The 26,927-nt window shown below is 67.2% G+C and carries 15 protein-coding genes and 1 pseudogene; 14 read left to right on the top strand and 2 right to left on the bottom strand.

Annotated elements, in window-relative coordinates; translation table 11 throughout:
* The first annotated feature begins 286 nt into the window (after nt 1–286).
* The 11 genes from rpoB to OG718_RS32315 all read left to right on the top strand — a co-directional run bounded on the left by rpoB (nt 287) and on the right by OG718_RS32315 (nt 18,971).
* On the top strand, nt 287–3,769 hold the full coding sequence (rpoB, locus tag OG718_RS32265) for a DNA-directed RNA polymerase subunit beta (RefSeq protein ID WP_143642863.1): 3,483 nt from the start codon (nt 287–289) through the stop codon (nt 3,767–3,769).
* 97 nt (nt 3,770–3,866) lie between these two features.
* Nucleotides 3,867–7,766, top strand: coding sequence for a DNA-directed RNA polymerase subunit beta' (locus tag OG718_RS32270; protein ID WP_143642862.1), 3,900 nt, complete (start codon nt 3,867–3,869; stop codon nt 7,764–7,766).
* A 133-nt stretch (nt 7,767–7,899) separates the two neighbouring features.
* On the top strand, nt 7,900–8,526 hold the full coding sequence (locus tag OG718_RS32275) for a DUF1707 and DUF4190 domain-containing protein (protein ID WP_398939693.1): 627 nt from the start codon (nt 7,900–7,902) through the stop codon (nt 8,524–8,526).
* A gap of 288 nt (nt 8,527–8,814) precedes the next feature.
* Nucleotides 8,815–9,186: a 30S ribosomal protein S12 gene (gene rpsL / locus OG718_RS32280; RefSeq protein WP_003948652.1), complete on the top strand. Its 372-nt coding sequence runs from the start codon at nt 8,815–8,817 to the stop codon at nt 9,184–9,186.
* A 2-nt stretch (nt 9,187–9,188) separates the two neighbouring features.
* Nucleotides 9,189–9,659, top strand: a complete 471-nt coding sequence (gene rpsG, locus OG718_RS32285; RefSeq protein WP_030345396.1) for a 30S ribosomal protein S7 — start codon at nt 9,189–9,191, stop codon at nt 9,657–9,659.
* A gap of 39 nt (nt 9,660–9,698) precedes the next feature.
* A complete protein-coding gene (gene fusA, locus OG718_RS32290; RefSeq protein ID WP_143642861.1) occupies nt 9,699–11,825 on the top strand; it encodes an elongation factor G in 2,127 nt (708 codons plus the stop codon).
* A gap of 143 nt (nt 11,826–11,968) precedes the next feature.
* Nucleotides 11,969–13,162: an elongation factor Tu gene (gene tuf / locus OG718_RS32295; RefSeq protein ID WP_055610510.1), complete on the top strand. Its 1,194-nt coding sequence runs from the start codon at nt 11,969–11,971 to the stop codon at nt 13,160–13,162.
* 248 nt (nt 13,163–13,410) lie between these two features.
* Nucleotides 13,411–13,965 carry an RNA polymerase sigma factor gene (locus OG718_RS32300; protein WP_328847873.1) on the top strand — a complete coding sequence of 185 codons (555 nt, stop codon included), beginning with the start codon at nt 13,411–13,413 and terminating at the stop codon, nt 13,963–13,965.
* On the top strand, nt 13,962–14,576 hold the full coding sequence (locus tag OG718_RS32305; RefSeq protein WP_143642859.1) for a hypothetical protein: 615 nt from the start codon (nt 13,962–13,964) through the stop codon (nt 14,574–14,576). Before OG718_RS32300 ends, OG718_RS32305 begins: the two co-directional genes overlap by 4 nt.
* A gap of 162 nt (nt 14,577–14,738) precedes the next feature.
* Nucleotides 14,739–17,861: a glycosyl hydrolase 115 family protein gene (locus OG718_RS32310; protein ID WP_328845839.1), complete on the top strand. Its 3,123-nt coding sequence runs from the start codon at nt 14,739–14,741 to the stop codon at nt 17,859–17,861.
* Between the two features lie 39 nt (nt 17,862–17,900).
* The gene (locus OG718_RS32315) at nt 17,901–18,971 is read left to right on the top strand and encodes an endo-1,4-beta-xylanase (protein ID WP_328845840.1); all 1,071 of its coding nucleotides are present in this window, start codon (nt 17,901–17,903) and stop codon (nt 18,969–18,971) included.
* 11 nt (nt 18,972–18,982) lie between these two features.
* Here the strand turns inward: OG718_RS32315 and OG718_RS32320 are convergent.
* Nucleotides 18,983–19,126, bottom strand: a pseudogene (locus OG718_RS32320) (Uma2 family endonuclease); the annotation flags it as partial.
* Between the two features lie 627 nt (nt 19,127–19,753).
* Between OG718_RS32320 and OG718_RS32330 the strand changes: the two are divergent.
* The 3 genes from OG718_RS32330 (at nt 19,754) to OG718_RS32340 (ending at nt 25,564) form a co-directional block, all read left to right on the top strand.
* Complete coding sequence (locus tag OG718_RS32330) at nt 19,754–20,386, top strand: hypothetical protein (RefSeq protein ID WP_328845841.1); 633 nt, start codon at nt 19,754–19,756, stop codon at nt 20,384–20,386.
* Between the two features lie 136 nt (nt 20,387–20,522).
* Nucleotides 20,523–25,118, top strand: coding sequence for a DUF6531 domain-containing protein (locus tag OG718_RS32335; RefSeq protein ID WP_328845842.1), 4,596 nt, complete (start codon nt 20,523–20,525; stop codon nt 25,116–25,118).
* 2 nt (nt 25,119–25,120) lie between these two features.
* On the top strand, nt 25,121–25,564 hold the full coding sequence (locus tag OG718_RS32340) for an SUKH-3 domain-containing protein (RefSeq protein WP_143642855.1): 444 nt from the start codon (nt 25,121–25,123) through the stop codon (nt 25,562–25,564).
* 374 nt (nt 25,565–25,938) lie between these two features.
* On the opposite strand, the gene OG718_RS32350 is transcribed toward OG718_RS32340, so the two are convergent.
* A complete protein-coding gene (locus OG718_RS32350) occupies nt 25,939–26,850 on the bottom strand; it encodes a helix-turn-helix domain-containing protein (protein ID WP_143642854.1) in 912 nt (303 codons plus the stop codon).
* Nucleotides 26,851–26,927 lie beyond the last annotated feature (77 nt).

Genomic DNA, 26,927 nt, shown 5'->3' on the forward strand with positions numbered 1-26,927 from the left:
GGCAGTATCGATGTGCATCGAGGGCGTGGCTTGCAGCAGGGGTTGAGAACAACGAGGGTCTTCAAAAACCCGCACTGGACATCAGTGGGCCTAGTGGCTACACTGACCCTTTGCGCTGCCTGTTAGCTGCCTCCTGCCCGTCACCAGGGGCATGCCCTCGCTTCAGCACTGTGGATTGAACCGATCCTGACCTGGCCTTTTGGCTGATCCAGGAAACGGCTGTCCCGGTGTCCGGCTTGGGACCGGTACGCGCGTAGTGAGTCCGAGCCCTCGGAAGGACCCCCTCTTGGCCGCCTCGCGCACTGCCTCCGCGAATACGAACAACGGCGCCAGCACCGCCCCGCTGCGCATTTCTTTTGCAAAGATCAAGGAGCCCCTCGAGGTTCCGAACCTTCTTGCGCTGCAAACCGAGAGCTTCGACTGGCTGCTCGGGAACGACGCGTGGAAGGCTCGTGTCGAGGCGGCTCTGGACAGCGGACAGGACGTCCCCACCAAGTCCGGTCTGGAGGAGATCTTCGAGGAGATCTCCCCGATCGAGGACTTCTCCGGGTCGATGTCCCTGACATTCCGCGACCACCGCTTCGAGCCTCCCAAGAACTCGATCGACGAGTGCAAGGAGCGCGACTTCACGTACGCCGCCCCGCTCTTCGTCACGGCCGAGTTCACCAACAACGAGACCGGCGAGATCAAGTCCCAGACGGTCTTCATGGGCGATTTCCCGCTCATGACCAACAAGGGCACCTTCGTCATCAACGGCACCGAGCGTGTCGTCGTGACGCAGCTGGTCCGTTCGCCGGGTGTCTACTTCGACTCCTCCATCGACAAGACGTCCGACAAGGACATCTTCTCGGTCAAGGTCATCCCCTCCCGGGGTGCCTGGCTGGAGATGGAGATCGACAAGCGCGACATGGTCGGTGTCCGCATCGACCGCAAGCGCAAGCAGTCCGTCACCGTTCTCCTGAAGGCTCTCGGCTGGACGACCGAGCAGATCCTCGAGGAGTTCGGCGAGTACGAGTCCATGCGCGCCACCCTGGAGAAGGACCACACCCAGGGCCAGGACGACGCACTGCTCGACATCTACCGCAAGCTGCGTCCGGGCGAGCCCCCGACCCGTGAGGCCGCGCAGACGCTGCTCGAGAACCTCTACTTCAACCCGAAGCGCTACGACCTCGCCAACGTCGGCCGTTACAAGGTCAACAAGAAGCTGGGCAGCGAGGCCCCGCTGGACGCCGGGATCCTGACCGTCGAAGACATCATCGAGACGATCAAGTACCTGGTGAAGCTGCACGCCGGTGAGACCGAGACCGTTGGTCCCAACGGCGCCTCGATCGTCGTCGAGACCGACGACATCGACCACTTCGGCAACCGTCGTCTGCGCAACGTCGGCGAGCTCATCCAGAACCAGGTCCGTACGGGTCTGGCGCGTATGGAGCGTGTCGTCCGCGAGCGGATGACGACCCAGGACGTCGAGGCGATCACGCCGCAGACCCTGATCAACATCCGGCCGGTCGTCGCCTCCATCAAGGAGTTCTTCGGCACCAGCCAGCTGTCGCAGTTCATGGACCAGAACAACCCGCTGTCGGGCCTGACGCACAAGCGTCGTCTCAACGCGCTCGGCCCGGGTGGTCTGTCCCGTGAGCGGGCCGGCTTCGAAGTCCGTGACGTGCACCCCTCGCACTACGGCCGCATGTGTCCGATCGAGACCCCCGAAGGCCCGAACATCGGCCTGATCGGCTCGCTCGCCTCCTACGGCCGGATCAACGCCTTCGGTTTCGTCGAGACGCCGTACCGCAAGGTCGTCGAGGGTCGGGTCACCGACGACGTCGACTACCTCACGGCCGACGAGGAGGACCGGTTCGTCATCGCGCAGGCCAACGCCTCGCTCAATGACGACATGCGCTTCGACGAGGCTCGTGTCCTGGTCCGCCGTCGTGGCGGCGAGGTCGACTACGTCCCCGGTGACGACGTCGACTACATGGACGTCTCCCCGCGCCAGATGGTGTCCGTCGCGACCGCGATGATCCCCTTCCTGGAGCACGACGACGCCAACCGTGCCCTCATGGGCGCGAACATGATGCGCCAGGCCGTGCCGCTGATCACCGCCGAGGCCCCCCTCGTCGGTACGGGCATGGAGTACCGCTGCGCCGTCGACGCCGGTGACGTCATCAAGGCCGAGAAGGCGGGTGTCGTCCAGGAGGTCTCCGCGGACTACATCACCGTCGCCAACGACGACGGCACGTACACCACGTACCGCGTCGCCAAGTTCTCGCGCTCCAACCAGGGCACCTCGGTCAACCAGAAGGTGATCGTGGACGAGGGCGACCGGGTCGTCGAGAACCAGGTTCTCGCCGACGGTCCGGCCACCCAGGAAGGCGAGATGGCGCTGGGCAAGAACCTGCTCGTCGCCTTCATGCCTTGGGAGGGTCACAACTACGAGGACGCGATCATCCTGTCGCAGCGCCTCGTCCAGGACGACGTCCTCTCCTCGATCCACATCGAGGAGCACGAGGTCGACGCCCGTGACACCAAGCTCGGCCCCGAGGAGATCACCCGGGACATCCCGAACGTCTCCGAGGAGGTCCTGGCCGACCTCGACGAGCGCGGCATCATCCGCATCGGTGCCGAGGTCGTAGCCGGCGACATCCTGGTCGGCAAGGTCACGCCCAAGGGCGAGACCGAGCTGACCCCGGAGGAGCGCCTGCTCCGCGCGATCTTCGGTGAGAAGGCGCGCGAGGTGCGCGACACCTCGCTGAAGGTGCCGCACGGCGAGATCGGCAAGGTCATCGGCGTCCGCGTCTTCGACCGTGAGGAGGGCGACGAGCTTCCCCCCGGTGTGAACCAGCTGGTGCGCGTGTACGTGGCGCAGAAGCGCAAGATCACCGACGGTGACAAGCTCGCCGGCCGTCACGGCAACAAGGGCGTCATCTCGAAGATCCTGCCGATCGAGGACATGCCGTTCCTGGAGGACGGCACCCCGGTCGACATCATCCTCAACCCGCTGGGTGTCCCGTCCCGAATGAACCCGGGACAGGTCCTGGAGATCCACCTCGGCTGGCTCGCCAGCCGCGGCTGGGACGTCTCCGGTCTCGCGGACGACTGGGCGCAGCGCCTGCAGTCCATCGAGGCCGACAAGGTCGACCCGGGCACGAACGTCGCCACCCCCGTCTTCGACGGTGCGCGTGAGGACGAGCTGGCCGGTCTGCTGCAGCACACCATCCCGAACCGCGACGGCGAGCGCATGGTGCTCCCCACCGGTAAGGCACCTCTGTTCGACGGCCGCTCCGGCGAGCCGTTCCCGGAGCCGATCTCGGTCGGCTACATGTACATCCTCAAGCTCCACCACCTGGTCGACGACAAGCTCCACGCCCGCTCGACCGGTCCGTACTCGATGATCACCCAGCAGCCGCTGGGTGGTAAGGCCCAGTTCGGTGGCCAGCGCTTCGGTGAGATGGAGGTGTGGGCGCTCGAGGCTTATGGCGCCGCATACGCCCTCCAGGAACTGCTGACCATCAAGTCCGACGACGTGACCGGCCGCGTGAAGGTCTACGAGGCCATCGTCAAGGGCGAGAACATCCCCGAGCCCGGCATTCCCGAGTCCTTCAAGGTACTCATCAAGGAAATGCAGTCGCTCTGCCTCAACGTGGAGGTGCTGTCCTCGGACGGCATGTCCATCGAGATGCGCGACACGGACGAGGACGTCTTCCGCGCCGCGGAGGAGCTCGGTATCGACCTGTCCCGGCGCGAGCCGAGCAGCGTCGAAGAGGTCTGACGGGTCTGGCCGGGGCTCCCTGAACAAGAGCCCCGGCTAACCCCGGACCCCAGTCAGACCAGTGAAGAATCGACCCCGAAAGAGGGATTGACGACAAGTGCTCGACGTCAACTTCTTCGACGAGCTGCGGATCGGCCTTGCTACCGCTGACGACATTCGTCAGTGGTCACACGGTGAGGTCAAGAAGCCGGAGACCATCAACTACCGCACCCTCAAGCCCGAAAAGGACGGACTCTTCTGCGAGAAGATCTTCGGTCCGACCCGGGACTGGGAGTGCTACTGCGGCAAGTACAAGCGTGTCCGCTTCAAGGGCATCATCTGCGAGCGCTGCGGCGTCGAGGTCACTCGCGCCAAGGTGCGTCGTGAGCGGATGGGCCACATTGAGCTGGCCGCTCCCGTCACCCACATCTGGTACTTCAAGGGCGTTCCGTCGCGGCTGGGCTACCTGCTCGACCTCGCCCCGAAGGACCTCGAGAAGGTCATCTACTTCGCCGCGTACATGATCACGTACGTGGACGACGAGCGTCGTACCCGCGACCTGCCGTCGCTGGAGGCTCACGTCTCCGTCGAGCGTCAGCAGATCGAGAACCGCCGCGACGCCGACCTCGAGACCCGCGCCAAGAAGCTCGAGACCGACCTGGCCGAGCTCGAGGCCGAGGGCGCCAAGGCCGACGTACGCCGCAAGGTGCGCGAAGGTGCCGAGCGTGAGATGAAGCAGCTGCGTGACCGTTCGCAGCGCGAGATCGACCGTCTCGACGAGGTGTGGACCCGATTCAAGAACCTCAAGGTCCAGGACCTGGAGGGTGACGAGCTCCTCTACCGCGAGCTGCGTGACCGCTTCGGGACCTACTTTGACGGCTCCATGGGTGCCGCTGCCCTGCAGAAGCGCCTGGAGTCCTTCGACCTGGACGAGGAAGCCGAGCGCCTCCGCGAGATCATCCGTACCGGCAAGGGCCAGAAGAAGACCCGTGCGCTGAAGCGGCTGAAGGTCGTGTCTGCCTTCCTGCAGACCTCCAACAGCCCCAAGGGCATGGTTCTCGACTGCGTCCCGGTCATCCCGCCGGACCTTCGCCCGATGGTGCAGCTGGACGGTGGCCGCTTCGCGACCTCCGACCTGAACGACCTGTACCGCCGTGTGATCAACCGGAACAACCGCCTGAAGCGGCTTCTCGACCTCGGCGCGCCCGAGATCATCGTGAACAACGAGAAGCGCATGCTCCAGGAGGCCGTCGACGCGCTGTTCGACAACGGTCGTCGTGGCCGTCCGGTCACCGGTCCGGGCAACCGCCCGCTGAAGTCCCTGAGCGACATGCTCAAGGGCAAGCAGGGCCGTTTCCGTCAGAACCTGCTCGGCAAGCGTGTGGACTACTCCGCGCGTTCCGTGATCGTCGTCGGTCCGCAGCTGAAGCTGCACCAGTGCGGTCTGCCGAAGGCGATGGCGCTGGAGCTCTTCAAGCCGTTCGTGATGAAGCGGCTCGTGGACCTCAACCACGCGCAGAACATCAAGAGCGCCAAGCGCATGGTGGAGCGCGGCCGCACCGTCGTGTACGACGTCCTCGAAGAGGTCATCGCCGAGCACCCGGTGCTGCTGAACCGTGCGCCCACCCTGCACCGCCTCGGCATCCAGGCCTTCGAGCCGCAGCTGGTCGAGGGCAAGGCCATCCAGATCCACCCGCTCGTCTGCACCGCGTTCAACGCGGACTTCGACGGTGACCAGATGGCCGTGCACCTGCCGCTCTCCGCGGAGGCGCAGGCCGAGGCCCGCATCCTGATGCTGTCCTCGAACAACATCCTCAAGCCCGCCGACGGCCGTCCGGTGACGATGCCGACCCAGGACATGGTCCTCGGTCTGTTCTTCCTCACCACCGACGGCGAGCTGCGGGACGTCAAGGGCGAGGGCCGGTCCTTCGGCTCCGCGGCCGAGGCGATCATGGCGTTCGACGCCGGCGACCTCTCGCTGCAGTCGCGCGTGGACATCCGCTTCCCGGTGGGCACCATCCCGCCGCGCGGCTGGACCCCGCCGGCTCGGGAGGAGGGCGACCCGGAGTGGCAGCAGGGTGACACCTTCCGCCTGAACACCACGCTGGGCCGCGCGCTCTTCAACGAGCTGCTGCCCGAGGACTACCCGTTCGTCGACTACGAGGTCGGCAAGAAGCAGCTCTCCGAGATCGTCAACGACCTCGCCGAGCGCTACCCCAAGGTCATCGTGGCGGCGACGCTCGACAACCTGAAGGCGGCCGGCTTCTACTGGGCGACCCGTTCCGGCGTCACCGTAGCCATCTCCGACATCGTCGTTCCCGACGCGAAGCGCGCGATCGTCAAGGGCTACGAGGACCAGGACGAGAAGGTCCAGAAGCAGTACGAGCGTGGTCTGATCACCAAGGACGAGCGCACGCAGGAGCTCATCGCGATCTGGACCAAGGCGACCAACGAGGTCGCCGAGGCGATGAACGCGAACTTCCCGAAGACCAACCCGGTCTCGATGATGGTCAACTCGGGCGCCCGCGGAAACATGATGCAGATGCGTCAGATCGCCGGTATGCGTGGTCTGGTGTCGAACGCCAAGAACGAGACGATTCCTCGTCCCATCAAGGCGTCCTTCCGTGAGGGCCTGTCCGTGCTGGAGTACTTCATCTCCACGCACGGTGCCCGTAAGGGTCTGGCGGACACCGCCCTGCGTACCGCCGACTCGGGTTACCTCACCCGTCGTCTGGTGGACGTGTCGCAGGACGTCATCATCCGCGAGGAGGACTGCGGCACCGACCGCGGTCTGCGTCTGGCGATCGCCGAGCGGGGCTCCGACGGAGTCCTGCGCAAGACGGAGAACGTCGAGACCAGCGTGTACGCACGCGCGCTGGCCGAGGACATCACCGTCGACGGCAAGGTGCTGGCCCCGGCCAACACCGACCTGGGCGACGTCCTCATCGACGAGCTCGTCAAGTACGGCATCGAGGAGGTCAAGACCCGTTCGGTCCTGACCTGCGAGTCCGCCGTCGGCACCTGCGCCATGTGCTACGGCCGTTCGCTGGCCACCGGCAAGCTGGTCGACATCGGTGAGGCGGTCGGCATCATCGCCGCCCAGTCCATCGGTGAGCCCGGCACGCAGCTGACGATGCGTACCTTCCACACCGGTGGTGTGGCCGGTGACGACATCACCCAGGGTCTGCCCCGTGTCGTCGAGCTCTTCGAGGCTCGTACGCCGAAGGGTGTCGCCCCGATCTCCGAGGCTTCCGGCCGCGTGCGGATCGAGGAGACCGAGAAGACCAAGAAGCTCGTCGTCACTCCGGACGACGGCAGCGACGAGACGGCGTTCCCGATCTCGAAGCGTGCCCGTCTGCTGGTGGGCGAGGGCGACCACGTCGAGGTGGGCCAGAAGCTCACCGTGGGTGCCACCAACCCGCACGACGTGCTGCGCATCCTGGGTCAGCGTGCCGTCCAGGTCCACCTGGTCGGCGAAGTCCAGCGGGTCTACAACTCGCAGGGCGTGTCGATCCACGACAAGCACATCGAGATCATCATCCGGCAGATGCTCCGCCGTGTGACGATCATCGAGTCCGGCGACGCCGAGCTGCTGCCCGGCGAGCTCGTCGAGCGCTCGAAGTTCGAGACCGAGAACCGTCGTGTGGTCCAGGAAGGCGGCCACCCGGCCTCCGGCCGTCCGCAGCTGATGGGTATCACCAAGGCGTCGCTGGCCACCGAGTCGTGGCTGTCGGCGGCGTCCTTCCAGGAGACGACCAGGGTTCTGACGGACGCGGCGATCAACGCCAAGTCCGACTCCCTGATCGGCCTCAAGGAGAACGTCATCATCGGTAAGCTCATCCCGGCCGGTACGGGCCTGTCCCGCTACCGCAACATCCGGGTCGAGCCGACCGAGGAGGCCAAGGCCGCGATGTACTCGGCCGTCGGCTACGACGACATCGACTACTCGCCGTTCGGCACGGGCTCCGGCCAGGCCGTTCCGCTGGAGGACTACGACTACGGTCCGTACAACCAGTAAGCGGGTTGCTTGAGTTGAAGGGCGGTCACCCTCTGGGGTGGCCGCCCTTCGGCTTTTCCCGTGACGGGAACCTATGCCGGAAATGCCGCGTTGGAGCATGATGGAAGCCCAGTCTTTGGGGGGAGGTGCTCCCGTGTCGTACCCGTCGTGGCAGCCCGGGGAGGGGCCGAAGGATGCGCAGGCCCGGCAAGGGCCGGGTGGTGTGCCGTCCTGGCGTGGGCAGGGTGGTCCGTCGCCGGTCTGGTACGGGCAGGGAGGCCCTCCGCAGCCCGGGTACGGGGACAACGGGCATTCCATGCTCGCCTCGCACGCGGACCGGGAGCGGGCCGTCGATGTGCTCAGAGCCGGCTTCGGCGAGGGGCGCATGGAGCAGACCGAGTTCGAGAAGCGGGTGGCACGGGCCTACGCGGCCCGTACGGTGGGCGAGCTGGCCCTTCTGGTGTCCGACCTGCCCCAGGGGCCCGTACCGCTGCCGACGGCCGTAGGAGCCGTGCCACGGACGTTCCTGCCCCTTCCTGTGCCGAAGACGAACGAGAAGGCGATCGGGTCGGCGATCTGCGGTGGGCTGTGCCTGGTGACCGTCGGGCTCACCGGTCTTCCCGCGGTGATTCTCGGCCATTCCGCGCGCTCGGAGATCCGGCGCACGGGCGAGGGCGGAGACGGTCTCGCGCTCACCGGGCTGGTCATCGGATGGCTGGCCACGGCCAGCTGGACCCTTGTGGTGACGCTGCTGCTCATCGCCGCGCTGACGACCGGATGAAGATCACGGACGGCGTGGCGGGTTGGCATGGTCCGCTCAGAGATGTTAGTGCGGCCCATTTGTTTTGACCGCAGCCTATGAGGTAGGTACGCTCAGACCTTGTGCCTGGGGTGTGCCCTGGCTCCCGTGCGTGCCTTCAAACCGCAAGGGGAGTCGTAAGCGGCCACCGTAAATCTGCGCCCTTCTCGCTTCGCGGCGAGAGTCTGCAGGATTCGACACACCCGACCGCGTGGGTCGGCGATGTTCCAGGTTAGCTTCACCATTCGGCACACAGAAACCGGAGAAGTAGTGCCTACGATCCAGCAGCTGGTCCGGAAGGGCCGGCAGGACAAGGTCGAGAAGAACAAGACGCCCGCACTCGAGGGTTCGCCCCAGCGTCGCGGCGTCTGCACGCGTGTGTTCACGACCACCCCGAAGAAGCCGAACTCGGCCCTGCGTAAGGTCGCGCGTGTGCGTCTGACCAGCGGGATCGAAGTCACCGCTTACATTCCGGGTGAGGGACACAACCTGCAGGAGCACTCCATCGTGCTCGTGCGTGGTGGCCGTGTGAAGGACCTGCCGGGTGTTCGCTACAAGATCATCCGAGGTTCCCTGGACACCCAGGGTGTCAAGAACCGCAAGCAGGCCCGCAGCCGCTACGGCGCCAAGAAGGAGAAGTAGAAATGCCTCGTAAGGGCCCCGCCCCGAAGCGCCCGGTCATCATCGACCCGGTCTACGGTTCTCCTCTTGTCACGTCGCTCATCAACAAGGTGCTGCTGAACGGCAAGCGCTCCACCGCCGAGCGCATCGTCTACGGCGCCATGGAGGGCCTGCGCGAGAAGACCGGCAACGACCCGGTCATCACGCTCAAGCGCGCTCTTGAGAACATCAAGCCGACCCTCGAGGTCAAGTCCCGCCGTGTCGGTGGCGCCACCTACCAGGTGCCGGTCGAGGTCAAGCCCGGCCGCGCGAGCACCCTGGCGCTGCGCTGGCTGGTCGGTTACTCCCGCGCCCGTCGCGAGAAGACCATGACCGAGCGTCTGCTCAACGAGCTTCTCGACGCCTCCAACGGCCTCGGTGCCGCTGTGAAGAAGCGCGAGGACACCCACAAGATGGCCGAGTCCAACAAGGCCTTCGCGCACTACCGCTGGTAGTCGCTACCCCCATCGAGACCGAGAGAAGACCGAAGCCTTATGGCTACCACTTCACTTGACCTGGCCAGGGTCCGCAACATCGGGATCATGGCCCACATCGACGCGGGTAAGACGACCACCACCGAGCGGATCCTCTTCTACACCGGCGTCAGCTACAAGATCGGTGAAGTCCACGACGGCGCTGCCACCATGGACTGGATGGAGCAGGAGCAGGAGCGTGGCATCACGATCACCTCTGCTGCTACCACCTGTCATTGGCCGCTTGAGGACAACGACTACACGATCAACATCATCGACACCCCGGGGCACGTCGACTTCACGGTCGAGGTGGAGCGTTCGCTCCGCGTCCTCGACGGTGCCGTCACCGTGTTCGACGGTGTCGCGGGTGTCGAGCCGCAGTCCGAGACGGTGTGGCGTCAGGCCGACCGTTACGGCGTGCCGCGCATCTGCTTCGTGAACAAGCTCGACCGGACCGGCGCGGAGTTCCACCGCTGCGTCGACATGATCAGCGGCCGCCTCGGCGCGCAGCCGATCGTCATGCAGCTCCCGATCGGTGCCGAGGCCGACTTCAAGGGTGTCGTCGACCTCGTCACGATGAAGGCTCTCGTGTGGTCCGCCGAGGCGGAGAAGGGCGAGATGTACGACGTCGTCGACATCCCGGCCACCCACACCGAGGCTGCCGAGGAGTACCGCGGCAAGCTCGTCGAGACGGTCGCCGAGAACGACGACGAGATCATGGAGCTGTACCTGGAGGGCAAGGAGCCTTCCGTGGAGCAGCTGTACGCCGCGATCCGTCGCATCACCATCGCGTCCGGCAAGTCCGAGGGCACCACGGTCACCCCGGTGTTCTGTGGCACCGCGTTCAAGAACAAGGGCGTTCAGCCCCTGCTCGACGCGGTCGTGCGCTACCTGCCGACCCCGCTTGACGTCGAGGCCATCGAGGGCCACGACGTGAAGGACCCCGAGGTCGTCATCCAGCGCAAGCCGTCCGTGGACGAGCCGCTGTCCGCCCTCGCGTTCAAGATCATGAGCGACCCGCACCTGGGCAAGCTCACCTTCGTCCGGGTCTACTCGGGCCGCCTGGTGTCCGGCACTGCCGTGCTGAACTCCGTCAAGGGCAAGAAGGAGCGCATCGGCAAGATCTACCGCATGCACGCGAACAAGCGTGAGGAGATCGAGGCGGTGGGCGCCGGCGACATCGTCGCCGTGATGGGCCTGAAGCAGACCACCACCGGTGAGACGCTCAGTGACGACAAGCACCCGGTCATCCTGGAGTCCATGGACTTCCCGGCGCCGGTCATCCAGGTCGCCATCGAGCCCAAGTCCAAGGGTGACCAGGAGAAGCTGGGTGTAGCCATCCAGCGTCTCGCGGAGGAGGACCCCTCCTTCCAGGTTCACTCGGACGAGGAGACCGGCCAGACCATCATCGGTGGTATGGGCGAGCTGCACCTCGAGGTGCTGGTCGACCGTATGCGCCGTGAGTTCAAGGTCGAGGCCAACGTCGGTAAGCCGCAGGTCGCGTACCGTGAGACGATCCGCAAGGCCGTCGAGCGTGTGGACTACACCCACAAGAAGCAGACCGGTGGTACGGGTCAGTTCGCCAAGGTGCAGATCGCGATCGAGCCGATCGTGGACGGCGACGCCTCGTACGAGTTCGTGAACAAGGTCACCGGTGGCCGTATCCCGCGGGAGTACATCCCGTCGGTGGACGCCGGTGCGCAGGAGGCCATGCAGTTCGGCATCCTCGCCGGTTACGAGATGACGGGCGTCCGCGTCACGCTTCTCGACGGTGCCTACCACGAGGTCGACTCCTCCGAGCTGGCGTTCAAGATCGCCGGTTCGCAGGCCTTCAAGGAGGCCGCCCGCAAGGCCAGCCCCGTGCTGCTCGAGCCGATGATGGCCGTCGAGGTCACCACGCCCGAGGACTACATGGGTGACGTCATCGGCGACATCAACTCCCGCCGTGGCCAGATCCAGGCCATGGAGGAGCGTGCCGGTGCTCGCGTCGTGAAGGGCCTCGTGCCCCTCTCGGAGATGTTCGGCTACGTCGGCGACCTCCGCAGCAAGACCTCGGGTCGCGCAAGCTACTCGATGCAGTTCGACTCCTACGCCGAGGTTCCCCGGAACGTCGCCGAGGAGATCATCGCGAAGGCCAAGGGCGAGTAACGCACGCCGTTTGCACGCTTTAGGCTTGACACCGACCGACGGGATTCATCCGGAAACGGAAATCCCGGCGGGCGGCATCCCAGCAAAGATCACCCTGGCGCCGATGAGTAAGGCGTACCAGAACCACTCCACAGGAGGACCCAGTGGCGAAGGCGAAGTTCGAGCGGACTAAGCCGCACGTCAACATCGGCACCATCGGTCACATCGACCACGGTAAGACGACCCTCACGGCCGCCATTACCAAGGTGCTGCATGACGCGTACCCGGACCTGAACGAGGCCTCGGCCTTCGACCAGATCGACAAGGCTCCTGAGGAGCGCCAGCGCGGTATCACGATCTCCATCGCGCACGTCGAGTACCAGACGGAGACGCGTCACTACGCCCACGTCGACTGCCCCGGTCACGCGGACTACATCAAGAACATGATCACGGGTGCGGCGCAGATGGACGGCGCCATCCTCGTTGTCGCCGCGACGGACGGCCCGATGCCGCAGACCAAGGAGCACGTGCTCCTGGCCCGCCAGGTCGGCGTTCCGTACATCGTTGTCGCGCTGAACAAGGCCGACATGGTGGACGACGAGGAGATCCTGGAGCTCGTCGAGCTCGAGGTCCGTGAGCTGCTCTCCGAGTACGAGTTCCCGGGCGACGACCTTCCGGTCGTCAAGGTCTCGGCGCTCAAGGCCCTTGAGGGCGACAAGGAGTGGGGCCAGTCCGTCCTCGACCTGATGAAGGCCGTCGACGAGTCGATCCCGCAGCCCGAGCGTGACGTCGACAAGCCGTTCCTCATGCCGATCGAGGACGTCTTCACGATCACCGGTCGTGGCACCGTCGTCACCGGTCGTATCGAGCGTGGTGTCCTCAAGGTCAACGAGACCGTCGACATCGTCGGCATCAAGACCGAGAAGACCACCACCACGGTCACGGGCATCGAGATGTTCCGCAAGCTGCTCGACGAGGGCCAGGCCGGTGAGAACGTCGGTCTGCTGCTTCGTGGCATCAAGCGCGAGGACGTCGAGCGCGGCCAGGTCATCATCAAGCCCGGCTCGGTCACCCCGCACACGGAGTTCGAGGCCCAGGCGTACATCCTGTCCAAGGACGAGGGTGGCCGTCACACGCCGTTCTTCAACAACTACCGTCCCCAGTTCTACTTCCGCACGACGGACGTGACTGGCGTGGTGACCCTCCCCGAGGGCACCGAGATGGTCATGCCGGGCGACAACACTGAGATGACCGTTGAGCTCATCCAGCCCGTCGCCATGGAGGAGGGCCTGAAGTTCGCCATCCGTGAGGGTGGCCGGACCGTGGGCGCCGGCCAGGTCACCAAGATCAACAAGTAGGCATCGCTTACCTGTTGGGCTTGAACGCCTGGTAGCTCCAGCATTGCTGAGCTCCTTGAAGGGGCCCGTACGACTTCGGTCGTACGGGCCCTTTTGCTTTCCCGGCAGGCCCGCCGGGGCCATCCCGCCGGGGCCGTCCTGTAACGCGTTCGGCTGCCTGTTCCAAGTAGAAGTGACAGCAGGACGGACAACGGGAGGTTCACACCTTGGCACCCGACAGCAGAAGCCGGGGCGGTCCACCGGGAGAGATGTACGACCCGGCCGCCTTCGAGGTCTTCTATCGCCGCCATGTCGACACCGTCACCCGCTTCATGGCCCGGCGGGTCACCGACCCGCACACCGTCGCCGATCTCACCGCCGAGACCTTCCTCGCGGTGATCGACTCCGCCCGTGCCTACCGCCCCGACCTCGGGAGCGAGACGGCCTGGCTGTACGGCATCGCACGCAACGTGGTGGCCGCGGAAGCCCGAAGAAGCGCGCGTCAGAACGTGCTCGGCGGCCGTATCGCCGGCCGCCGGCTGCTGGAAGGCGACGACATCGACCGGCTGGAGGAGAAGCTCGACGCCGAGGAGGCCGGTCGTCGCGCGCTGGCCGCCCTGGACAGGCTCCCCGACGGCGAGCGCGCGGTGATGGAACTCGTCGCCGTGGACCAGCTGAGCGTCACCGAGGCCGCCGTGGCGCTGGGCATACGCAAGGTCACCGCCCGGGTGCGGCTGCACCGGGCGCGCAGGTCGCTGCGCTCGGCGGCGGCCGGAGCCGACGGGCAGCAGGCAGCACTCACGTACGCAGGGGGAGAGGCATGAGCGCCAGGACGACGAAGACCTTCGAGGACCGGCTGCTGAACGAACTCCAGCGGGAGATCGCTCTCAGGGCCGAGGACCCGCCGCAGCCGGAACCGGTGATCCGCCGCACGATCACCACTCGCCGGGCGCTGGTCGCCCTCGCGGCGTGTGTCGCCGCGGCGGGGGTGGTGGTGGGGCTGCCGTCGTCGCACGGCGGGTCGCCCGCGTACGCGGTGGAGCGGAACGGGGACGGCAGTGTCGCCGTCAGCATTGAGGACATCGAGCTGAGCGGCGACGACCAGAAGGAGCTGAGCGAGCGGCTGCGTGCCGAAGGCATCAGCATGACCGTCGACAAGCCCAGGAACGGATATGTCTGTGCGGGGCGCCGCGGTGAGGCCTATCAGCCGGCCTTCGCCGTGGGGCCGTCGCGTGGCACCGGTGAGGTGTTTCCACCCATGCGCGCCTTCACTCTGCGCCCTGGCGATTCCGTGGTGTTCGAGGAGCCGCAGTGGGGGACGCGGGACCCCGCTCCCGCTGCGATCGTGACTGCTTACAAGGGGCGGGCCGAGCCCTGCCGGGAAGTGCCCTGGGACGGGAGTGGTGCCCGTAGGGACTCCTTCGAGGAGAAGTAGGCCGGGCGGCCCGCACGGCGTCGACCGTGCGGGCCGCTCGATGCTCCGCCCTTCGAAACTATTCGGCGCGTTCGACCCGTTGTCCCCTCGCCTCACTCCCTCCACCATTTGTCATGGCGATGAGCAAATTCGGCCTTCGGGATGACCGGCGAGGGGTGTGGCATGTCCGCGGACATCAGTCGGAGAACCGTTCTGGGAGCGGGTGCGGGGCTCGCCGTGGTGCCCGCTCTGCCGGGGGTGGCGCGGGCGGAGGAGGCGGCGGTGGGCGGCGGGCCGGGAGTGGCGGGTGGACCGAAGATCACCGATCCTGGCGCGTACCTCTCCTTCACGCCCGTGCCGGGGGCCTTCGCGCTGGTCGGAGCGCCGGTGGTGGTCAGCTCCGAGGATCACCCCGGAGTCGTACGGGTCGCAGGGGATCTGCGGGACGACATCGAGCGGGTCACGGGTGTGCGGCCGGGTTCGGCGGTGGCGCGGGAGGTCGTCCTCGTCGGGACGATCGGGCGCAGTCCGCTGATCGACGGGCTGATCGCGGCCGGGAAGCTCGACGTCGGCGGGATCCGGGGCAAGTGGGAGACCTCGCTGCAGACCGTGGTCGAGCGGCCGATGCCCGGGGTGGAGCGGGCCTTCGTCGTCGCGGGCAGTGATCCGCGCGGCACGATCTTCGGGGCATACGACGTCTCGTACGGGATCGGGGTCTCGCCCTGGTACTGGTGGGACGACGTGAGGCCGGTGCGGCGGAGCGAGGTGTATGTGCTGCCGGGGCGGTACAGCCAGGGAACGCCGGTGGTGAAGTACCGCGGGGTCTTCATCAACGACGAGAACCCGGCGCTGGGGACGTGGGCGCCCGCGTTCTTCGGTCCGGGGAAAGCCCCTGGCCATCCCGGGGGCTTCAACGCGGACTTCTTCGCCAGGGTCTTCGAGGTGCTGCTGCGGCTGAAGGCGAACTATCTGTGGCCGGCGGTGTGGGGGCGGGCCTTCGCCGAGGACGATCCCGAGAACCACGCGAGGGCGAAGACGTACGGGATTGTCATGGGCACGTCTCATGAGGCGCCCATGATGCGGGGTATCGAGGAGTGGAACCGGCATGCGGTGTCGGCCGTGCGTGACGGTGCGGGGAATGTGGTGACGCCGGGTCGTGACCCGTACGGCGGCACCGGGGAGTGGTCGTACCGGCGCAACTCCGAGGCGATCAGGGCGTACTGGCGCGAGGGCGTGCGGCGCATGGTCGACCAGGACTTCGAGGGCGTCGTCACGCTCGGGATGCGGGGGAACGGGGACACGAGCCTGCCCGACGGTGACGGCATCGAGCTGATGCAGGAGATCATCGCGACGCAGAGATCGATCATCGAGGACGTCACCGGGCGCCCGGCCGCCGAGACCCCGCAGGTGTGGACGCTCTACAAGGAGGTCCAGCGGTACTGGGACCGCGGGCTGCGGGCGCCGGACGACGTGACCGTCGTACTGACGGACGACAACTGGGGCAACATCCGCAAGCATCCGGATCCGGCGGAGGCGGTTCGGGGCGGCGGGTACGGGCTGTACTACCACTTCGACTACGTCGGCGTCGGCCGCAACTACAAGTGGGTGGACACCACTTCGCTGCCGAACATGTGGGACCAGCTCCACCAGGCGGTCGAGTACGGGAACCGGGAGTTGTGGGTCACCAACGTCGGCGACTTGAAGGGGAACGAGCTGCCGACCGAGTTCTTTCTCAACTACGCCTGGGATCCCGAGCGTTGGCCGCTGGAGAGGCTGGAGGAGTGGGAGCGGAGGTATGCGCGGCAGAACTTCGGTGAGAGGTCTGCTTCCGAGATCGCGTCGGTGCTGGCGAGGTACGCGCAGCTCCAGTCGCGCCGCAAGCCGGAGTTGTTGAACCGCAGGATCACTCTGGTGGAAGGGAAGGTCGTGTACGACGACCAGGAGACGCCCTTCCACTTCGGTCACCGTGAGCTGGAGCGGGTGACGGAGGAGTGGCGGCGGCTGGGGAAGGACGCGGCGCGGATCGGCCGACGGCTGCCGGCCGCGGACCAGGACGCGTGGTTCGAGCTCGTCGGGTACGAGGTGGAGGCGACGGCCAACCTGTACGGGCTGCGGGAAGCGGAGTTCACCAATCTGCTGTACGCGCGGCAGGGGCGGGCCGCGACGAACGACCTGGCGGCTGAGGCGGAGGCCGGGCTGGCCCGGGACTTCGCTCTCGCCGAACGCTTCAACTCCCGGGTGGCGGGCGGCAAATGGCGTGGTTTCCAGACGCAGCCGCACATCGGCTACGGGGATGTGGAGCGGTACGGGCCGAACGCGCCGTGGCAGCAGCCGGAGCGGGACAACGTGGCGTTGCCGGACGAGATCTTTCCGGCGGTGAAACGGATCGAGGTGCCGGCGGCCGCTGAGATGGGGGTGGCGGTGGACGGGGCCGAGTCGGGGGAGTGGTGGCCCGGGGAGGCGGGGGAATCGCCGGGTGCGGCTGTGCTGCCTGTCTTCAGCCCGCACCAGACCCGGCCCGACCAGTACATCGAGGTCTTCAACCGGGGGCGTACGGCCTTCGACTGTCGGATCACGCCGTCGGTGCCGTGGATCAGGGTCGACCGTCCGCGGGGCCGGGTCGAGAAGCAGGTGCGGGCGGTGCTGACGGTGGACTGGGCCCGGGCTCCGCGGGGGCGGACGGAAGCGTCGGTGACCGTGGAGGGGGCGGGCGCGGTGGTGACGGTCGGGGTGGTCGCCGAGCAGCCGTCGGCGCGTGGGGTGCGTGGACTGCGGGGGTTCGTCGAGGCGGGCGGGTACGTGGCCGTCGATGCCGAGCACTTCGAGCGCTCGGTGGGGACGTGGCGGCGTATCGACGGGATCGGGCGTACGGGGGCGGGGGTGACGCCATGGCCGGTGACGGCTCCGAGGCGGACGCCTGGGGGATCGTCTCCGCGGCTGGAGTACGAGGTGAGCCTGCTGTCCGCGGGGGAGGTCACGGTGTGGGCGTACCTGTCTCCGCGGAACCCGACCTTGCCGACCGGCGGGCTGAAGTACGGGATCTCCTTCGACGGGGACGCCCCGCAGACCGTCGACATCCACGCGGCCACGGGCGCCGACGACGGCCTGATGGACATCGAGTGGGCCCGCAACACATCGGACAACGTCAACCGCACGTCTACGCGCCACACGATCGGGGCTGCCGGGGTGCACCGGCTGAAGTTCTGGATGGTCGATCCGACGGTGGTGGTGCAGCGGCTGGTGATCGATACGGGTGGATTGACGCCGACGTATCTGGGGCCGCCGGAGAGCTACCGCGTTCGCTGAGTCGTACTTGTCGAGCAGTTTTCATTGGAGGGACCGCACATGAAGAAGTTCCGCATGCCTGTTGTCGGGCTGCTCAGTGCGATGCTGCTGGTCACGGGCGTCGTGGGCGTACAGACGGCTTCCGCGGATGAGCTGTCACCGGTTCCGCTGCGGGCGCTCGCCGAGCGTGCCGACCTGCGGATCGGTACGGCCGTGGACATGGCGGCGCTGGGCGAGGACACGACGTACCGGCGGGCGACCGGGCGGGAGTTCAACTCCGTCACCGCCGAGAACGTCATGAAGTGGGAGGTCGTCGAGCCGACGCGGGGGGCGTACGACTGGTCGGGGGCGGATGAGTTGGTGCGGTTCGCGCGTGACCGGGGGCAGGTGGTGCGCGGGCACACGCTGGTGTGGCACAGCCAGTTGCCGGGGTGGCTGACGACGGGGGTGGCGGACGGTTCGATCGGAGCGGAGGAGCTTCGGGGGATCCTGCGCAAGCACGTCACCACGGAGGTCAAGCGGTACAAGGGCAGGATCCAGCAGTGGGACGTGGTGAACGAGGTCTTCGAGGAGGACGGCTCGCTGCGGAACTCGATCTGGCTGCAGAAGCTCGGACCGTCGTACATCGCCGACGCCTTCCGCTGGGCGCACGCCGCGGACCCGAAGGCGAAGCTCTTCCTGAACGACTACAACGTGGAGGGCGTCAACGCGAAGTCGACCGCCTACTACGAACTGGCGAAGCGGCTGCGGGCGGAGGGCGTTCCCGTGCAGGGCTTCGGGATCCAGGGGCATCTGGCGATCCAGTACGGCTTCCCGGGGGATGTGGCGGGGAACCTCGCGCGGTTCGAGCGCCTGGGGATGCAGACCGCCTTCACCGAGGTGGACGTACGGATGATCCTGCCCGCGGACGAGGAGAAGCTCGCCACGCAGGCGGCGTACTTCCGAGGGCTGCTGGATGCCTGCCTGGGGGCGCGGAGTTGCAGGTCCTTCACCGTGTGGGGGTTCACGGACAAGTACTCGTGGGTGCCGGGGGTCTTCGCGGGGCAGGGGGCGGCGACGTTGCTGGGTGAGGACTTCGGACGGAAGCCGGCTTATGGGGCTGTGGGGGAGGGGTTGGCGGCGGGGCGTTGACCCGGGGCTTGTCAGCCGTTGCCCTTGGGGTCGGATTTGGGCCTGTCCTTGTCCGCATAGCGCGGCAGGTTCTCCGTCGAGATCGTCAAGTCGCCGATGGTGACGTCCTCGCCGTGGACGAAGTCCTTGCGGGTCGCGTATCGGGGGCCGCTCGGCCTTGCGGTGCCGGTTGGCCGTTCATCGGGACGGGAGGCTCCGGGTGTCGGTGTGAGCGGCGGGGTGGGGCTGGGGCCGCGGTACTACTGCATGTTCTGCACGTGCGGATGTTCGGGTGAGGCCGTGCACACGTACAGCTGCATATGGAGGCACGGTCGACGATCACGCGTTCCTCCGGCGTGAGGAGGTCGGCGCCCTCGGCGCGCGGCCGGGCCCAGGCCTCGGCGAGGATGCGCCGCTGAAGCCGTACGTCGTCGGGGGCGACACCGTGGTGCCACGGCCCGTCGTGATCCGGGCAGGTGGGCCACGGTTCCTCGGCCGGCCACAGCAGGGGGCCGCCGATCGAACTGTCCGCAGCGGTGGGCGTACCGGTGCGCGGGTGCAACCGGACGGCAGTGCGGGCCATCGGTGCCAACTCGGGGAAGAGAACGGTGACGTCGAGGGGGCGGGGTGGGGTGGTGCGGGGCATGGAGGAGAGGGTAGGCGCCCCCCTGCGGGGCGCGCGTCCCATATCCGCTGGCCTCAGCATCTGTTTGGCCCCGGCATCTGCTTGGTCTCGACGGGATGATCTGTACGAGACTGTGGCGATGTGATGTATCGATCGGTGTGCAGCGGAGGCGGACGGCATGCCCATCCCTGAGGAGTTGCTCGCGCGTTCGGTGTTCGCGTCGCTCGGGGGCGTCGTGGAGATCGGGGCCGTGAACTTCACCGGCACCTGGAGGCTCGCCGACGTCTCGGTGGGCGATTTCCTGGAGCGCAGAGGGAAGGACCTGGGGCGCCTCATGGACGGCATCCAGGAGGTCTGCCGGTTCGGTGCTCCGGCCACGGCGATCGCCGGCGAGCTGGGGTATCTGTGGGATCACGAGGTGACGCCGGAGTTTCTGCTGCTGTGGTCGGCGGGTCTCACGGGGGTCCCGGAGCCTCTCGAAGAGCTTGCCGAACCGCGTGTGGTGCAGCGCATGTGCCGGATGGGCGCCGACCTCCAACTGACGCAATTCCTCCAGGCTTTGATCACTGCCGCCATCTGCGCCGAGGTGGAGGAACGGGCCGGAGCGGCCCATATCGCCGAGATCCTCGGCATCGCATCCGACCTGGTGGACGCCTCGGGCCGTAGCTCGCCTGAAACGGCCTTCCGCATGTGGCGGGTCGCCCACCTGCCGGGCATCCTTCGCCCGGATTCAGAGGCGCCGGAGAGTGGGCGGGCCGCGTTTCGCGCGTACGACTACGAGATGGAGAGGGCACTCGTGCCAGCCGTATGAGATCCCGCCCGGCCGGAGTGCCGGCTCTGTCCAGATCGGTTCGGAGTTTCGGGCGGCAGCTTGATCGCACCGGTGTCCCCGGTAAGTTCACGTGTGCACACGGATGTCTTTGGTACTGGCGTGACGGGGTTGCGGCGTGGCGGGTTATCGGCCGACGGACTGGCATGTGCTGGATCTGGAGAAGGATCCGACGCCGGGGGATCCGGTCCGGGTGAAGTCGTTGGCGAAGAATCTGCACGATTTCGCGGATGACGTGCAGGACGCCCTGCGCCTGGTGAAGGGGATGGCGGACGAGGACGCCGTCCTGACGATGGTGGGCAAGACCGCCGATGTGTTCCGGGACGAGTTCTCCGGTGTCCCGAAGAATCTCAAGAAGCTGAAGAAGTCCTACGACCTGGCCGGGGATGCGCTGGCGGCGTACTGGCCGCAGTTGGAGCGCGCCCAGGCCCTCGCCGACAAGGCGCTGGCCCAGGGGCGGGAGGCGCAGGCGGACCTCTCCTCCGCCAAGTCGCGTCTGTCGTCGGCTGATTCGTGGGTCACTCGCGCCAACAAGGAGGCGGACAAGTACAAGGAGGACAAGGACGCGGGCAAGGATGTCCCGAAGCCGGACGAGTCCAAGGTCCGTGCCGCGACGAGGGATGCGCAGAGCGCGGAGTCCGCGCAGACGTCCGCCCAGTCGGACGTCACCTCCGCCTCCAATGCCCTCGACGCGGCGAAGAAGATGGCGGCTGATGCGCGCAGGATGCGCGAGGACGCGGCCGGTGATGCCAAGCGGAAACTCGATGAGGCGTCCGACGCGGGGATTCAGAACCGTAAGTGGTACGAGGAGGTCGGCGACTGGTTCGTCGACAATTGGGACACCATCGTCGCCGTCTGCAAAGTTGTCGTCGCCGTCCTCGGCATTGTTGCCATGATCATCGGCGGGCCGATCCTGGGCGCGATCGTTCTGATCGCCGCCCTGGTCGTCCTGGCCGACACCCTTAACAAGTACGCGAAGGGACAAGCGTCCCTATGGGATGTGGCGTTCGCCGCGCTTGACTGCATACCCGGCATGAAGGGCCTCACCAGCCTCGGAGGTCTTGCCAAGGGACTCAAGGCTCTCGGCAGGACCGGCTTGAAGGGTATGGCCGCAGGAGCCAAGGGGCTGGGCCGTCAGATGCGGCAGTCAGCCGTGCAGATGTTCAAGCGGAACGGCTGTGGTGACCCTGTTGACGTCGCCACCGGCGAACTGATCATGCCGTCCACCGATGTCGAACTCCCGGGCGTCCTCGCCCTGGTCGTCGAACGGCACCACATATCCACCTACCGCTCCGGTCGCTGGTTCGGCCCTTCGTGGGCTTCGACCCTTGACCAACGGCTGGTACTGGACGACGCGGGCGTACGGTTCCACACCGCGGACGGCATGATTCTGGAGTACCCCGTGCCGCTCGCCGATCCCGACCAGCTGGTGATGCCGGTGGAAGGGCCTCGGTGGGGTCTGCTCTGGAGCGGGCAGCCTGGCGCGCCGATGAGCGTGTACCAGCGAGAGACCGGCCGCACCCTGCACTTCGCGTCCGTCCCGGGTTCCCCCGGTGCCGAGTTTCCCCTGACCGCCATCACCGACCGCAACGGCAACCGCATCGGTCTCACCTACACCGCTGACGGTGCCCCTGCGGAACTTGCCCATTCCGGCGGCTACCGCGTCGGCGTGGCCACCCATGATGGGAGAGTCACCTCCCTGACGCTGCTCAGCGACCCCGCGCGGCCGCTGCTTCTGGCCTACGGCTACGACCAGGCTGGGAACCTGTCGGAGGTCTACAACTCCTCAGGCCTGCCGATGCGGTTCTCCTATGACGATCATGCACGGCTGGTCCGTTGGGAGGACCGCAACGGCACCTGGTACCGCTACGAGTACGACGCGGACGGCCGGTGTGTGTTCTCCACCGGCACGGACCGCCTGCTGGAGTACTCGTACAACTACGACCTGGCCAACCACCGCACAACCGCCACGAACTCCCTTGGCGACGCGACGGTCTATCAGTTCAACGACGCCTTCCAACTCATCGCCGAAACAGATCCGCTGGGCCACACCACCACGCACGAATGGGACCGCTACGACCGCATCCAGGCCGTCACCGATCCGCTGGGGCAGACCACACGCTATGCCTACGACGAGCACGGCGACCCAGTAGCCGTCATCCGGCCGGACGGTAGTCGAAGCGTCGCGGTGAACGGTGAACACGGCCTGCCTGTGGCCGTGACCCAGCCTGACGGGCATGTCTGGCGCATGGAGTACGACTCGCGCGGCAACCTGACCGCCGAGACCGATCCCACCGGCGCCAAGCTGTCCTACCAGTACAACGGCATCGGCGCGGTCACCACGATCACCGATGCTGCCGGGCGATCAGCGCTGATGGACACGGACGCCACGGGCATGCCGGTAGCGACCACCGACGCCGAGGGCTCGACGACACGGTACGAGCGCGACGCTTTCGGCAGACTCGCGGCGCAGACCGGTCCGGACGGGGCACGCACGCGGTTCGAGTGGACGCCTGAGGGCAAGCTGAGCCGACGCACGCTGCCTGGCGGCACCACCGAGCGGCGGGTCTACGACGGCGAGGGAAATCTCGTCGAGCATGTGGACCCCGCCGGGCAGGTGACGCGCTTCGAGTACGCCGGATTCGACCGTCCCGCGGCCAGGACCGATCCGGACGGGTCGCGTCTTGAGTTCGCCTACGACGTCGAACTCCGCGTGACGTCGGTGACGAACCAACTGGGCGACGCCTGGCGATACTTCTACGACAAGGCGGGCAGGCTGGCCCGCGAGCAGGACTTCGGCGGGCGCACGCAGAGCTACCGCCACGACGCGGCCGGCCGGCTGGTGGAGCAGACCAACGGCGCGGGTGAGTCCACCGTGTACGTGCGGGACATGCTCGGCAAGGTGCTGGAGCAGCGGGCTCCTGAAGAGGTCACGACCTACACCTATGACCCGGTCGGCAACCTGAGCCAAGTACGCGGCAGGCACGCCGAGTTGACCTACGAACGCGACGCGCTCGGCCGGGTCCTGGCCGAGACGTGCAACGGCGCCACCGTGCGCTCGACGTACGACGTGCTCGGCAGGCGCACCCGCCGGGTGACACCGTCGAATGCCGAGAGTGTCTGGGAGTACGACGGGCGCGACCAGCCGGTGCTGCTGCGGACGGCGGGCAGAACTGTCACCTTCGCCTACGACGAGGCTGGGCGGGAGGTCGAACGCAAGGCGGGCGCTGCCGTTCTCAACCAGGTCTGGGACGCGAAAGACCGGCTGAGCACGCAGACCCTGACCGCGCGCGACCTTTCCGGCGCCCTTGAGCCGCGGCAGGTGCAGCACCGGGCCTATCACTACCGGCCGGACGGAACGGTCGGTGCGATCAACGACCTCCTGAGCGGCGACCGTGTCATCGACGTCGACCGCACCGGACGCGTCACCGGTGTTCAGGCAGCTACATGGTCTGAGCACTATGCGTACGACGCGGCGGGCAACCTCACGCAGGGGCAATGGCAGGAGCATCAGCCCGGGCAGCGCACGCAGGTTGCGCCGCTCGCCGGCGGCGGACCTGCCCGTAGGTCGGGCAGCTCGGGTGACGTGCGCTACGAATACGACGCCCAGGGCCGGGTGGTCCAGCGACGTAAGAAGCGGCTCTCCCGCAAACCCGACGTCTGGCGGTACACCTGGGACAGCCAGGACCGGCTGGTCGGGGTGGTCACTCCGGACGGCACCCAGTGGGCCTACCGTTACGACCCGTTCGGCCGCCGGATTGCCAAGGAGCGATTCGGTCCGGACGGTGAGACCGTCGTGGAGCAGGTGCTGTTCGCCTGGGACGGATTCGTCCTGGCAGAACAGGTCACGTTGTCGGGCGACGACGCCCCGAGGTGCACGGTGTGGGACTGGGAGCGGGACCGGTTCAGTCCCGTCACCCAGATCGACCGTATCCCTTCGCGGGACCGCCCACAGGAGTGGGTCGACGAACAGTTCTACTCGATCGTGACCGACCTGGTCGGCGCGCCCTCGGAACTGGTCGACGATCAGGGTGACCTGGCCTGGCGAGCACGGACGACGGTGTGGGGCGTCGGCTTGAGCGAGCCGGGGGCCGACGGCGCTTACTGCCCACTGCGCTTCCCGGGGCAGTACCACGATCCTGAGACAGCGCTCAACTACAACTACCACCGGCACTACGACCCGGAGACGGGCCAGTACGTATCGTCGGACCCACTCGGCCTCGCCCCTGGTCCCAACCCGCGTGCGTACGTGCCGAACCCGTTCGCCGAAGTGGACCCGCTCGGCCTTTCTCCTGCTTGCGAGACCGCTGCCCGGCAGGCTGCGCGCGACCGTGCGGACCTTGAACAGGCCCGGCCGGGCGCGAACAAACACACCAGACCGACGAGCGCGGCCGGACTCTCGGTGCCAGGCCACGAGCCGCCGTTCAACGGTGCGAGCATCAAGGGCGGTGGAGACCATGACCTGCATCCGGATGTGCAGGCTGCCTACGACAGGGTTCCTGAGCATCTGAGGCCTACTGGGAACCAGAATGGGCGTTGCGGTGAGGCGGAAGCGCTGTCGGACGCCATGAAAGCGGGCGTCAATCCGCGAGGTGGAGTGATGGCCGCAGTGGAGGTACGGGCGGAGGGGAACCCGAAGCACGGTCTACCGAAGCCTCCCTGTGGTTCATGTGAACGTGTTCTTGAAGAATTCGGCGTTACGGCGGTGGTATAGGGATGAGTGACGAAAACTCGCAGCGGTGGTCCGCGGAGGCTGATCGTGTACTGCGTGCGATCGGGTGGTATCCCGGCCGCACTGTTTCCACCACGGAGTGGGAAAGCATCTTGCACGAGCACGGAGGCTTCACGATCCACGACGCCGCACGACGGTTCCTCACCGAATTCGGGGGACTGGCGAGCGAGGAGCGAGGGCCGGGCAAGACGATGGCCCGGATGGGGTTCCGGCTTGACCCGCTCGCGGCCGAGTGGGACGACGAGATCTACGACGTACTGAGTGAGGAGGCGGGGGCCTACCTCTATCCCATCGGCGAGGCCGACCGAGGGAACAGCTACCTGGGTATCGCTCCGAACGGGGCCGTCTACGCCGGCAGGGAGGACGTCACTCTGCTCGCGGACAACGCAGACAAGGCACTCGAGAAGCTCATCGAGGGAGTCCGGTAGGCGTGGCTGAACGGTCAAGGCCGTTCACCTGCAGCGGCAGACTGGTTTCGGCTGCACGCCGAAAAAAGTGTCCGGGGCCCGGGCCGCATCTCTCGGGGCCAAGGAGGCTGTCGGGACCCAGCTCTGCACCGGAGTCACGGACTGCCACTCGACTGCTTTGGTGAAGGTTTCGTCCTTCTCGGCCTGCATCTCCTCCAGACGATCGGGGGCGATGACGCCGAGGGCAGCGCGTAGGGCTTCGGGAGTCCTTTCGGGGCGGGGGATCAGCTCGTGTCCATGGTCGGACCGTGTGCGCACGGTGTCCTCCAGGGGTGCCCCGATCAGGGGTATCCGGCCATGGAGACACCGTCCGGTACCGGCGGTGAGCGCTCATGCTAGGCGGCCTCCAGGAGATCGGATCGGCAGTCGCGGCAGCGGCCGGGGGCCGGGGCCCGGAAGGCGCGGTCGCAGCCGTCGCAGTTCTGGAGGGGAGGCCGCAGGTGTACGGCTGCCCGGGATGCCGGGGCCGCGGGGAGTGGGGGTGGGAGCAGTTCGGTGAGGCGGTGGGCCAGGAGGCCGGCCGGGTGGCGGAGGGGGGCCTCGGGGAGGCTCGCCGTCAGGGTGCGGCGTACGGCTTCGGGGGCGGCGCCGCGGTCCAGCCAGGCGGTGACGGCGGGGGCGAGGCGGCGTACGTCGCGCTCCGCGAGCAGCAGGCGGGCGTCGTCGCGGTGCAGGCTCGCGAGGAGGGTGGTGGCTGTGTGGTGGGCGGCTGAGTCGTGGGTGTGCCGTTCGGGGGCGGGGAGAGGGTTGCTGGGATGGGGAGCTGCGGCGGGGCTTGGTGGAATCTCGGCGTCAGGCTGTACGGGGGCTGGGGCAGGGGCAGGGGCAGGGGTGGGCGTCGGCGTGGGAGCAGGCTTCGACTGGGGAGTTGTGGGTCGGGGCTCCTGGACGTCGGCGTACCTCGGCCGGTTGTACGACACCGTGTGTGTGACTACGCGGCCGCTCGGCAGGCGCTCGCGGATTCGGGCGAGATAGCCGTGCGCCTCCAACTCCCGCAGGGCCGCCGCGATTCTCGTCTCGCCCTCGGGGAAGCGGGCCGCGAGCGTCTTGATGTCGGCGCGGGCGCCGGTGGGCAGCGACTGGATGTGGACGGCGAGCCCGATCGCGAGCCCGGACAGCTCCGGGTGCTGGGCGAGATGGTTGCCGATCACCGTGAAGCGGGTGGTGTGGCGGACGTTGATATGGGTGATGCCCCGCGGAATCCGGGGCTGGGCGCACGGGGGCGCGCTAGGGTTCTGCTTATCCATCGGGAAGGTCCTATCTTCCTCGGTGGTCAGGCCCTCGATCGGGATTGCACTCCCGGCGAGGGCCGTCGCATGTTCTG

The organism is Streptomyces sp. NBC_00258 (genome assembly GCF_036182465.1).
In the GTDB taxonomy this organism is placed as follows: Bacteria; Actinomycetota; Actinomycetes; order Streptomycetales; family Streptomycetaceae; genus Streptomyces.

Coding starts and splice junctions, on each gene's coding strand:
- OG718_RS32340 (WP_143642855.1), top strand. CDS start 25,121: ATGAGTGACGAAAACTCGCAGCGGTGGTCCGCGGAGGCTGATCGTGTA.
- fusA (WP_143642861.1), top strand. CDS start 9,699: ATGGCTACCACTTCACTTGACCTGGCCAGGGTCCGCAACATCGGGATC.
- OG718_RS32315 (WP_328845840.1), top strand. CDS start 17,901: ATGAAGAAGTTCCGCATGCCTGTTGTCGGGCTGCTCAGTGCGATGCTG.
- OG718_RS32330 (WP_328845841.1), top strand. CDS start 19,754: ATGCCCATCCCTGAGGAGTTGCTCGCGCGTTCGGTGTTCGCGTCGCTC.
- OG718_RS32305 (WP_143642859.1), top strand. CDS start 13,962: ATGAGCGCCAGGACGACGAAGACCTTCGAGGACCGGCTGCTGAACGAA.
- rpsG (WP_030345396.1), top strand. CDS start 9,189: ATGCCTCGTAAGGGCCCCGCCCCGAAGCGCCCGGTCATCATCGACCCG.
- OG718_RS32310 (WP_328845839.1), top strand. CDS start 14,739: ATGTCCGCGGACATCAGTCGGAGAACCGTTCTGGGAGCGGGTGCGGGG.
- OG718_RS32300 (WP_328847873.1), top strand. CDS start 13,411: ATGTACGACCCGGCCGCCTTCGAGGTCTTCTATCGCCGCCATGTCGAC.
- OG718_RS32350 (WP_143642854.1), bottom strand. CDS start 26,850: ATGGATAAGCAGAACCCTAGCGCGCCCCCGTGCGCCCAGCCCCGGATT.